Source organism: Acinetobacter sp. V2 (genome assembly GCF_001188385.1).
GTDB lineage: Bacteria > Pseudomonadota > Gammaproteobacteria > Pseudomonadales > Moraxellaceae > Acinetobacter > Acinetobacter oleivorans.
Genome location: NZ_JZFB01000003.1, coordinates 203,365 through 213,399 on the forward strand (window position 1 = coordinate 203,365; position 10,035 = coordinate 213,399).

13 protein-coding genes are annotated in these 10,035 nt (G+C 38.0%); 7 read left to right on the forward strand and 6 right to left on the reverse strand.

Annotated elements, in window-relative coordinates:
- Window positions 1-874, forward strand: an 874-nt coding sequence (locus UC75_RS11870; protein ID WP_228137320.1) for an FAD-dependent monooxygenase, incomplete at its 5' end; no start/stop codon positions are given.
- 207 nt (window positions 875-1,081) lie between these two features.
- Window positions 1,082-1,333 carry a hypothetical protein gene (locus UC75_RS11875; protein WP_005303414.1) on the forward strand — a complete coding sequence of 84 codons (252 nt, stop codon included), beginning with the start codon at window positions 1,082-1,084 and terminating at the stop codon, window positions 1,331-1,333.
- A gap of 60 nt (window positions 1,334-1,393) precedes the next feature.
- Here the strand turns inward: UC75_RS11875 and UC75_RS11880 are convergent, their stop codons facing one another.
- Entirely contained in the window at window positions 1,394-1,795 is a 402-nt protein-coding gene (locus UC75_RS11880; protein ID WP_009390419.1) for a MerR family transcriptional regulator, read from the reverse strand.
- Window positions 1,796-1,860: 65 nt separating this feature from the next.
- On the opposite strand from UC75_RS11880, the gene UC75_RS11885 reads away from it, so the two are divergent.
- A complete protein-coding gene (locus UC75_RS11885; RefSeq protein ID WP_049837706.1) occupies window positions 1,861-2,502 on the forward strand; it encodes a cation transporter in 642 nt (213 codons plus the stop codon).
- A 56-nt stretch (window positions 2,503-2,558) separates the two neighbouring features.
- Here the strand turns inward: UC75_RS11885 and UC75_RS11890 are convergent, their stop codons facing one another.
- A complete protein-coding gene (locus tag UC75_RS11890; protein ID WP_049837707.1) occupies window positions 2,559-3,161 on the reverse strand; it encodes a LysE/ArgO family amino acid transporter in 603 nt (200 codons plus the stop codon).
- 105 nt (window positions 3,162-3,266) lie between these two features.
- On the opposite strand from UC75_RS11890, the gene UC75_RS11895 reads away from it, so the two are divergent.
- Complete coding sequence (locus tag UC75_RS11895) at window positions 3,267-4,157, forward strand: LysR family transcriptional regulator ArgP (RefSeq protein WP_049837708.1); 891 nt, start codon at window positions 3,267-3,269, stop codon at window positions 4,155-4,157.
- Between the two features lie 131 nt (window positions 4,158-4,288).
- Here UC75_RS11895 and rsmI read toward each other — a convergent pair whose 3' ends face one another.
- Complete coding sequence (gene rsmI, locus UC75_RS11900; RefSeq protein WP_049837709.1) at window positions 4,289-5,125, reverse strand: 16S rRNA (cytidine(1402)-2'-O)-methyltransferase; 837 nt, start codon at window positions 5,123-5,125, stop codon at window positions 4,289-4,291.
- A 208-nt stretch (window positions 5,126-5,333) separates the two neighbouring features.
- Between rsmI and UC75_RS11905 the strand changes: the two genes are divergently transcribed.
- From UC75_RS11905 to UC75_RS11915, 3 genes are all read left to right on the forward strand, one after another.
- A complete protein-coding gene (locus UC75_RS11905) occupies window positions 5,334-5,735 on the forward strand; it encodes a YraN family protein (protein ID WP_004793907.1) in 402 nt (133 codons plus the stop codon).
- A 77-nt stretch (window positions 5,736-5,812) separates the two neighbouring features.
- Window positions 5,813-6,520 (forward strand): BON domain-containing protein, encoded by a 708-nt coding sequence (locus UC75_RS11910; RefSeq protein ID WP_049837710.1) that lies wholly within the window; start codon window positions 5,813-5,815, stop codon window positions 6,518-6,520.
- A gap of 3 nt (window positions 6,521-6,523) precedes the next feature.
- The gene (locus UC75_RS11915) at window positions 6,524-7,387 is read left to right on the forward strand and encodes an alpha/beta hydrolase (RefSeq protein ID WP_049837711.1); all 864 of its coding nucleotides are present in this window, start codon (window positions 6,524-6,526) and stop codon (window positions 7,385-7,387) included.
- A gap of 28 nt (window positions 7,388-7,415) precedes the next feature.
- On the opposite strand, the gene nudC is transcribed toward UC75_RS11915, so the two are convergent.
- From nudC to UC75_RS21445, 3 genes are all read right to left on the reverse strand, one after another.
- Window positions 7,416-8,159: an NAD(+) diphosphatase gene (gene nudC, locus UC75_RS11920; protein ID WP_005303431.1), complete on the reverse strand. Its 744-nt coding sequence runs from the start codon at window positions 8,157-8,159 to the stop codon at window positions 7,416-7,418.
- Complete coding sequence (locus tag UC75_RS11925; RefSeq protein ID WP_049837712.1) at window positions 8,159-9,802, reverse strand: hypothetical protein; 1,644 nt, start codon at window positions 9,800-9,802, stop codon at window positions 8,159-8,161. The genes nudC and UC75_RS11925 overlap by 1 nt, the downstream gene beginning before the upstream one ends.
- A gap of 130 nt (window positions 9,803-9,932) precedes the next feature.
- A partial coding sequence (locus UC75_RS21445; RefSeq protein ID WP_228137356.1) for a hypothetical protein occupies window positions 9,933-10,035 on the reverse strand: 103 nt, incomplete at its 5' end.

Consider the following 10,035-nt stretch of genomic DNA (forward strand, 5'->3'; position numbering starts at 1 on the left):
TATTCAGCAAAAAATGTTGCAGCAGCTTACAGATTACCGTACTCAAGTTCGTGTTACGCGTATTGAGCAAGGTGTTGGATGTTGGCATATTCAATTAGCAGACGGCACTATGCTTAAAACTAAACTGCTTATTGGTGCAGATGGTGCGAATTCCTTTGTACGTGAACAGGCTTTTATTGACCTCGACGTACTAGATTACAAACAAGCAGCTATTAGCTGTGCGATTAGAACAGCAAAGTCTCATCATTATGTTGCCCGCCAAATTTTCCTACCTACAGGACCTTTGGCATATTTACCAATGGCAAGTCTTGAAGAAGCTGAAAATGGATATTGGCAATCGATTGTCTGGACACTACCAGATGATTATGCCGATGAATATTCAGCTTTAAACGATACGGCGTTTATGCAGCTTTTAACTCAAGAAAGCCAACACATGTTGGGTGAGGTGTTAGAGGTTCGTTCAAGAGCACAATTTCCGCTCAAAGCCCGCGCTGCAAAACAATATGTAAAAGCAGGCTTAGCTTTGATTGGTGATGCAGCACATGTGATTCATCCACTTGCTGGGCAAGGGGTAAATATTGGCTGTCTTGATGCCGCAGTACTGTGTGATGTATTGCTTCACGATTTAAACCGTGGTGTATGGGCGCATGAGCAAACTTTAATGCGCTATGAACATCGCCGTAAAGGTCAGAATGATGCAATGATGCATAGCATGTCAGCAATTGGTTGGCTTGAAAGCAGTGAGCTATTTCCAGTCGTGTGGGCTCGCAATATGGGGCTTAAGCAAGTTGAGCTAACTCCGTTTTTAAAAGACCGATTTATGCAACAAGCAAATGGTTTAGGGGCTTTACAAAGTACCCGCTATAGGCATTAAAATATTTACTGGATCTATACTCTACTGAGTGAATTAAATACTAGTAGATATTTTTTGAACAATCATTTATATATCATTACCAATTTGGTCATAAAAGATACGGAATTGACCAATTTGGCTCTTTGCTAAACGCAAAGAGATTGCTAAATTTCTGAGGTCTTGGAACCATAGCGATGATGCAATAAAAATCATTGTGGGGAGTGTGAAATGTCAGATATCAATGATTATGAAGATGCAGAAGATTCTGCTGTAGATGAAGATGAAGCGAAAGCAGCCGAAAGCGGTGCAGCTGATGAAGAAGCAGGCAGTTTGAGTGATACTGACCTTGCTGAAGCAGAAACGCTGACTGTAACTGCTAAACAGAAACAGCGCCAAGCGTTGGAAGATGAAGTTGCTGCATTTTTAGCTCGAGGTGGTAGAATTACCGAAGTTCCTCCTGATGAACATAGCGACCATTAATCTTAAAAAAGCATCACATGAGTGGTGCTTTTTTATTTCTGTAAATTTACCAAAATAGATTTAAGGCGAGCTTTGCAGTTCTTTTAAAATTCCACACTCATCCACTGTTCGATTGGTAGAGCAGTGCTGTTTTAAATCAATTAAAGATTCTTTTAAAAGTAATAATCTTTCAATTTTTTCAGATACTTCATTTAAATATTTATCTACTAAATTATCAATTTTTGTACATGCCTGTTTAGGCTGAGCTTTCATTTCTTTTAACGTTTTAATATCACTGAGTGAAATATCTAATTCGCGGCAATGCTTAATAAACAATAGGTCGTTCAGCGTTTGCTCAGTGTAAACACGATAATTATTTTCTGAACGTTGGATACGATCAAGTACACCTACTTTTTCGTAATAACGGATCGTATCAATTGGAACATCCGCTTTTTTTGATAATTGACCAATAGAAAGACTCATAAGGCTTGACTCTGGAGCTACTCAAGGGTTTTTAATTACTATAAAAGAGTTCTTGAGGAAATAAAATGGCTGGATGTGGTTGTGCTTCAACATGTTCTCCTTCAAAGAAAGTGAGTCCACGTTTTAGAAAAGCGTTATGGATTGCTCTTGTGATCAATGCGTTGATGTTTGTAGTAGAAATATTGGGCGGTTATAAGGCTCAATCTGTTTCGCTATGGGCCGATGCATTAGATTTTGCCGGAGATGCAGCAAATTATGCATTATCTTTAGTTGTGCTTTCGATGAGTTTATATTGGCGCGCAACAGCTGCATTACTTAAAGGAATAACGATGGCCGCTTTCGGTATTTTTGTTATTGCAAAAGTGGTCTGGTCATATTTTTATGGCGTTTCACCGGAGCCTATGGTGATGGGAGTAATTGGTGTGATGGCTTTAATTGCTAACGTTTCAGTCGCGCTTATGCTCTATGCATACCGTGATGGAGATGCCAATATGCGTTCAGTTTGGCTCTGTAGCAGAAATGATTCTATTGCCAATATTGCTGTGATTTTAGCGGCCGTTGGCGTATTTGGAACAGGTAGTGTATTTCCAGATTTATTTGTTGCCTTTGTAATTGCTTACTTGGGGGTGTCTTCTGGTTACGCTGTTATAAAACAATCACAGCAAGAAAGAAAACAGTCAAAACTGGTGTTGGGTTCTCAAGCATAATTATAAGCGCATAAAAAGTACCATTCAGACATGGTACTTTTTACTATTTGAATGCATTAGATGAGTAGTGATATTGCGATACTCCACATAACACAACCAATAATGAAATCTAAGACTTTCCATGCTTTAGGATTGATAAATAATGGTTTTAATAACCTTGCGCCATAACCTAAACTGAAAAAGAAAATCCAAGAAGCAACAATGCTGCCCAAAGCAAAACTAATTTTGTCTTCTAACTGGGTTGCAACTGAACCAATCAGAACAATGGTATCCAAATAGACATGTGGATTAAGCCAAGTAAAGGCGAGACAGGTCACTAATGCTTGGGTTAAGGTCTGTTTCTGGTTGCTATCAAGCTCCATACTCTGGGTGGTTTTTAAGGCAGCATAGAATGCTTTTGCACCGTATACCAATAAGAACGTTGCCCCTAAATATTTAGCGACCGTAATCAAGATGGGTGATGCTGTCATGATTTCGGCAAAACCTAATACACCAAACGCGATTAGAATTGAGTCGGACAGTGCACAGATTAAACATAGCCAAAATACATATTGCTGTTTGAGGCCTTGTTTTAGAACAAAAGCGTTTTGTGCTCCAATTGCTACAATAAGCCCGCTACCAATACCGAATCCTTTAAAAAATATACTAAGAGAAAACATAACAATAAGGTGGAAAAATCAGATGTGGGAATTATCGGACTTTTTCTTAAGAAATAAGTAAAATTAAGAATATTTAGGTTTGGCTAAAAAATATTTAGGTTTGATATGTTAGATAGCAAACAGTGTGAAGCCTTTCTTGCAGTCGCAGAAGTGGGAAGTTTTGATGCAGCAGGTGAGCATTTATATATTACGCCCTCGGCAGTGTCCTTACGCGTGCAAGCTTTAGAAAAGTATTTAGGCCAAATTTTAATTATACGTGGGCGGCCATGTGTACTCACACAAGCTGGGCAAACGTTATTGCAACATTTACGTCATACGAGATTAATGGAGCAAAACTTATTACAAGGTTTGATGGGGAAATCATCGGAATCGGAATTCTATAAAATTGCTCTAGCGTCCAATGCAGATTCGCTAGCGACTTGGCTTTTACCGAGCATTCAGCAAACACTTTTTAAAGAAAAAATAGTCTTAGAACTAAAAATTGATGATCAATCTCACACACATACTTTATTAGAAACAGGACAAGTCAACGCATGTATCTCGGCAGAAGAACAGGTCATGTCAGGCTGTTTAGCTCAACCACTCGGGAAAATGCGTTATAAAATGTTGGCTTCTGCTGAATTTGCAGCTGACTGGTTTAAACATGGTGTAAACCGAGAAACTTTAAGAAATGCACCAGCTGTAATTTTTAACCATAAAGATCTTATGCATTCAGAGGTACTACTGAAATATTATGGTTTGCCTTTGCAGAGCTATCCTTATAGTTTTATTCCTGCTACAGATGCGTTTGTAAAAGCAATTCAATTAGGTTTGGGGTATGGCATGGTGCCTGAACTTCAGGTTCAATCGTTGCTAAGCAATGGAACTTTAGTGGATGTTATACCTGAGGCTGAGCTCGACATTCCGTTATATTGGCACCATTGGAAAAGACAGTCTAAACAGTTAGATGCACTGACGGAGACTATTGTGGAGTCAGCAAAACATATATTGAGATAGCGGTTAGGTATTTTTAAAAGCCAGAAAGTTTGTTCTGATTTTGAAGTAATTTTGGCTGTAATATTATTTATGCAAAATTAACAGATGGTGATGACAAATAGTCCCTGTCATCACCATATCTAATTAAAAAATTAAGATTGAGTTAACTCGAGCGCACGTTGATAAGCGACTTTCTTCTTAATTCCTGTTAAATCGGCAGCGAGTTGAGATGCAGCTTTAACAGATAAGTCTTGAAGTAAACGCTTTAACAGTTCATCTAGTTTTTCTTGTTCTAGATCTGTTTTTGCAGCTGCACCACCCACAACCACTACAATTTCACCTTTTTCTTGGTTGTGGTCATTTTCAATGAAGCTGACCAAATCTTTTAAGGTCATTTTTTTAATGGTTTCAAAGGTTTTGGTAATTTCACGTGCAAACCCTACAGGACGGTCTTCACCAAATACCTGAGCCATATCTTTAATAGACTCTAAAATACGATGAGGTGCTTCATAGAAAATTAAGGTCTGGGTTTCATTCTTAAGTTTTTCTAATTGAGAAATACGTTGTGAAGCTCTAGATGGTAAAAATCCTTCAAAGCTAAAACGATCACTCGGCAAACCTACCGCACTTAAAGCAGCAATAGCAGCACATGCACCTGGCACAGGAACAACTTTAATACCGTGCTCTTGAGCAGCACGGACTAATTTAAAGCCTGGATCACTGATGAGCGGTGTACCTGCATCACTAATTAAAGCAACGCTATCGCCAGCAAGTAATTTTTGAACTAACTGCTCAATTTTATTGCTTTCATTGTGATCATGACATGCAGTAAGTTGAGTCGATATATTATAGTGCTTAAATAATTGTGCTGATTGGCGAGTATCTTCGGCAGCTACAATAGAAACTGATTTTAAAATATCAATTGCACGGAAAGTCATATCATCTAAGTGCCCGATTGGGGTGGCTACAACAAATAACTGAGCACTCATTTGGTTTTACTCCGTACAGATAAACAATTTTAATGGGGTAGTTTACCCGAAATTATGATTTGGGCGTGAACAATGTCTGCTAGCTTGAGCTTTTCGAAAATGATCTGATTTTCATTTGTTCGATTTAGTTCTGATATGTCAGATGAATTTCAGAAAATAACTTATTTATAAAAACATCTAGAGATGCTTTTCATTGGGGAAAATAAAAATGTTATTGGCACAACAGTTGGGGAAATGGGCAGAGCAAACTGCTTTAAGCCTTTTACAAGCACAAAACTATGTATGGGTGACAAGTAATTACCATTCACGCCGTGGTGAAGTGGATTTAATCGTCAAAAGAGGGCAAGAGTTAGTTTTTGTTGAAGTAAAAGCACGCACTATAGGAAATTATGGACAAGCTTGTGAAATGGTAACGTGGACAAAACAGAAGAAAATTATCAAAACTGCGATGCGTTTTTTACAGCGCTATCCATCTTATCAGGATTTTTATTGTCGTTTTGATGTGATTTGTTTTGATTTTCCACAGAAAATTGCAAAAACAGTACAGCATGACTTTTCAAAATTCCATTATGATCTGCAATGGATCGAAAATGCATTTACTTTGGATTAAGAGTTCATTACTCTTTTGAGCAAATTTAAGTCTGATGCTTTATGATCAAGCCAAGAAATTGATAGGAGTCTGGTGGAGTGTTAAACCGTATTGCTGTAACAATGCTTTGTGTCGCAAGTTTATCAGGTTGCGCAAGTTTTATTTCTGGTGGAACAGGCACAGCTCCAGTGGGCACAGATAGCGGTGTCCGCAGTCTAGGCCAAGTATTCATTGACTCTTCAATTAAACGTACAGCAAATATCAACATTTATAAACTTGATCAACGTTTCAAGCAGTCACGTATTAATATTGAAAGCTTCCACAGTACAGTTTTATTAACTGGCCAAGTGCCAGACCCGTACTTGAAACAATTGGCAGAAGACAATCTTAAAGCCATGAGTGATGTGAAAGCCGTACATAACTATATTACGGTGGGTAACAAAGTTAGCTATAACACCATCATGCAAGATGCGGGTGTAACCGCAAATACACGTGCTCTTTTAATGAAAGCACCTGTGGTTTCTGATAGTAAGGTTCTAGTCCATACCGAAGACGGTGTACTTTATGTAATGGGCCGTTTAAATACAGCTGAAATTAATGATTTAAATAGCGTCTTACAAAATGTTGGTAACGTTACCAAAATTGTTACTTTAATTGATAATGTTGATTTGGCGCCTGCTCCAGCAGCAAATACTGGTAGCACAACGACTACACCAATTATTAATAACGTCATTGCTCAGCCAACAGTTCAAACACCTGTTGCAATTGATCCTGACCAAACAGATCCTGCTTCGACTGCACAGTAATATATGAATCTGATTGAACAACTACAAAGCAAAATTGAACAGGCGCGAACTCTTTATAAAGAGTTCCGCCTGTATGATTTGGGGAGTTTTGCTTTAAACCGTTTTACGCCAAAAGATGGTTTTGAACAGGTTCCAAATGTTCGTTATGGGCTAAAGCCTCGCCACCGTTTGGATATTTATCGATCTGTTAAAAAGCTATCTCATCAGCCTCTTATTGTCTTTGTGCATGGTGGGGCTTGGCAACATGGTAATAAACGAGATTATCTCTTTATTGGTGAGACCTTTGCCAAAGAAGGTTATGACGTTGCTGTTATTAACTATCAGTTAGCGCCAAAAAATATTTTTCCAAGTTTTGTTGATGACCTGACTCAGGCATTGAATTATTTGCATCAAAACCAAGACAAGCTAGAAATCTCTACAGAAAATGTTGTGCTTATGGGGCACTCAGCAGGGGCATTTAATGTGATGTCTGCTGTTTATCATCCAAAACCAAACACTATTCAATGTTTGGGCAATATCAAAGCGATTTTTGGTTTAGCTGGACCCTATCATTTTGACTATAAGGGCGATCCACTGGCCGAAGATGCTTTTGACCAAAGTGTTTCTTATCAAGAAGTGATGCCATACTATTTCGTCAATCAAAATAGTATTAAACATTACTTACTCATGGCGGAAAATGATCAGCTTGTAGGCAAAGAAAATACTTTAGATTTGGACCGAGCTTTAAGACAAAGTGGAAATCACAGCCATATTGCTGTGATTCCTAAAACTGGACATATTACAATTTTGGCCAGTCTTTCTAGTTTTATTAGTCATTATTTCAGAACGAAAAGAACGATCTTACATTTTCTTGAAGAAGTGTTTTAAACGATAGTCTCGTTTAAAACACGGCAGATTACCCTGCTTGGGTAATCTGCATAATCATTGAGTGAGCAATACTACCTTTAAATGGAATTTCAGGTAATTGATCAATTTTGAAGAATTGTGCATCTGCAATTTCTTCTTCTTGCAGCTTAATTTCACCAGACTCATATTCTGCTCTAAATGCAACCATAAGGTTACTTGGGAAAGGCCAAGGCTGACTTGACATATATTGAACATTTTTGAGTCTTAGGCCTACTTCTTCAAAAGCTTCGCGTTGTACTGCTTCTTCAAGCGTCTCACCAACTTCAACAAAACCTGCAATCAAACCATACATGTTGGTTTTATTGTGGACTGACTTCGCTAGCAAGATTTCATCATCACCTCGAGTAATGACCGTAATAATGCACGGGTTTACACGAGGATATTGGTGATAGCGACAAGAAGGGCACACCATTGCATATTCGGTTGGATGAACTTCTGTCGGGTGTCCGCAGTGGCTACAAAACTTATGATTGCGTCGCCATTCAAGCAACTGTACAGCGCGGCTTGCTTGCAAGAACTGTTCTTTCGACCAACTTGTAATGAGTTGGCGAATTGGAACCAGTTGTAAGCCTTCGGGAATGGGTTCCTCAGCAAGCAAGTCACGTGCAATGACCTGCTCATCATGAGTGAAAAGTAAATCACTTGCTAACTTTTCGACTTTGGGTAGTTGAAGGTTTTGATCAACCAGTAATTGTTGATGATGAAAAATATAAGCAAGTGATAATTCAGACATTAAGCTGCCTTTTCTTGAAGTTGTTGACTACTCGACAATGCTACATTAAACATGGATTGTAAAACAGGTTGTTTATTTTTTAAATTGTCAACCAACATGTCAAGGCCCGCTAATACGTTAAAAATACAGTGAATTTGGTCTGTATTAAAAGGCTGGTTTTGTTCAAGTTGTTGTTGAACAAATTGAGCTGTTTGAAGTAAAGCATCTTGTTGAATGGTACTTCCTAGGAACTCGGCCGCGCCTGCTAGCTCTTTTAGTGAACCTGCAATTGCTTCAATATTTTGTGTCTGATCATTTGCATATAACGTAAGGCTCTGACAAATAAAATCAATTAAATTTTTTGTCTCGGTGAGTAAGGCTTGATGTGCCTCATCAAGACGATCTAAGGAAATATTCGTATTATTCACGTTAAGTTGTAAGCGACTAGACGTATATTGGCGGACCAAAATACCAATTGAGTTCATGGCAGACAAAATGCTGTCCATAAGCTGCTGTGCATAGTTTTCATTACTTAATATATTGAGCTGACTTAAACTACTCGCTTGTTGAGAAAGCTCAACTGAGGCTTCATCAAGGTTAAGTAGTTTGAATGTATATGCGAGCTGTAAAAGACTCGTTTGCAATTGTTGTGCTTTTTCAGTCGACATATTTTGATAGTTATATTCAATATCGTTACGCACTTTGTTCATTTCGCTCAAAATTAATTGGCTGACTGCGTGCATGGTTTCAAAATCAGGACCAAAAAGATGGCGGCTTAAAACCAGTAGTTGCGTATCTGTCGGTGTTTCATCGCCTATATGAAGTTGGTTGCGAATATGGTGAGCAACCTCATCTTCCTGAGCGATAACTATACTTAAAATATCTGCAAGTGCAGGTAAATCAGGTTTGAAAGTTTCCGGCGTTGCTAAGAACTGACCAATATAACTTTCAATATTAATGAGTACACGTAGGCGTGAATCATTTAGAAGCAAGTTATCAATATGGTCGAAAGCATAATTTACGAGTTGCCAATATTGTTGGCTTGGCTGGTGTTTTGCCATGCTGACCAAATAGGTACCGATCAGTTTAAAAGCTTGATAATGATGAGTAGCTTCTGTTTTATTTAAAAATTGATGTAGAGATAGTTTATAGAGTTGATGAATAAACTGAGTTTTTTCATTAATAAATACTTCTGAGAGTGGAAGTTCAAGCGAAGCATTTGCAAGTAAAGGAGCAATCGCTTGCCCAGAAGACGTCAGTGGTTTATTTAAAGCTAATTCTAAATTATTTAAGGTATTAAGAAGAAACTGAGGAACTTGTAATTCACGCAAGCAGATAAACTCAATATATCGTTTTACCATGGTCGTGCCTTCACTCAGCGCAACGACATCATCAGTATTAATTTGCGTTGGTTTAGCAATAATTTTTTGCATCAGCTCAGTTGAATATTGAGTGATTTTTGCAAGATAGGGGATATCAATTAAACGTAGGACTTGAGTGCATTGCTTAAATTGTTCTAATGCATCATCAATACCAAAAGGGAGCGTTTGTTCTTCAATTAAAGTGCTTACTGCACCTTCAACCAGTTTTATTGAGCGATCAATTTCATGTTTGATGATGAGTAAAGCTGTTGGATCGAAATGAATCGAAGTATGCTCAGACATAAACGTTCCCCTTTGAAAAAAAATCAATTGTTATATTCGTAGTGCTCGGTAATTTGAGCTAAAAATCTATGTGACTAATATAACTTAACTTACAAAGGGGGAAAGCTAAAAACGCTAAAGAATCAAAAATTTATTTTGCAAAAAGGCAAGGTTCTCCATGTTTTTTCTCAAATTCTTTGACCCAAGTCTCATGTGTATTTAGCTCTTCTTCAGAAGGGTAAATAACTGGTAGG

What these genes read in the sequence shown, in the direction of transcription:
- UC75_RS11875 (WP_005303414.1), top strand. Translation starts at nt 1,082, where the DNA reads ATGTCAGATATCAATGATTATGAAGATGCAGAAGATTCTGCTGTAGAT.
- UC75_RS11880 (WP_009390419.1), bottom strand. Translation starts at nt 1,795, where the DNA reads ATGAGTCTTTCTATTGGTCAATTATCAAAAAAAGCGGATGTTCCAATT.
- UC75_RS11885 (WP_049837706.1), top strand. Translation starts at nt 1,861, where the DNA reads ATGGCTGGATGTGGTTGTGCTTCAACATGTTCTCCTTCAAAGAAAGTG.
- UC75_RS11890 (WP_049837707.1), bottom strand. Translation starts at nt 3,161, where the DNA reads ATGTTTTCTCTTAGTATATTTTTTAAAGGATTCGGTATTGGTAGCGGG.
- UC75_RS11895 (WP_049837708.1), top strand. Translation starts at nt 3,267, where the DNA reads ATGTTAGATAGCAAACAGTGTGAAGCCTTTCTTGCAGTCGCAGAAGTG.
- rsmI (WP_049837709.1), bottom strand. Translation starts at nt 5,125, where the DNA reads ATGAGTGCTCAGTTATTTGTTGTAGCCACCCCAATCGGGCACTTAGAT.
- UC75_RS11905 (WP_004793907.1), top strand. Translation starts at nt 5,334, where the DNA reads ATGTTATTGGCACAACAGTTGGGGAAATGGGCAGAGCAAACTGCTTTA.
- UC75_RS11915 (WP_049837711.1), top strand. Translation starts at nt 6,524, where the DNA reads ATGAATCTGATTGAACAACTACAAAGCAAAATTGAACAGGCGCGAACT.
- nudC (WP_005303431.1), bottom strand. Translation starts at nt 8,159, where the DNA reads ATGTCTGAATTATCACTTGCTTATATTTTTCATCATCAACAATTACTG.
- UC75_RS11925 (WP_049837712.1), bottom strand. Translation starts at nt 9,802, where the DNA reads ATGTCTGAGCATACTTCGATTCATTTCGATCCAACAGCTTTACTCATC.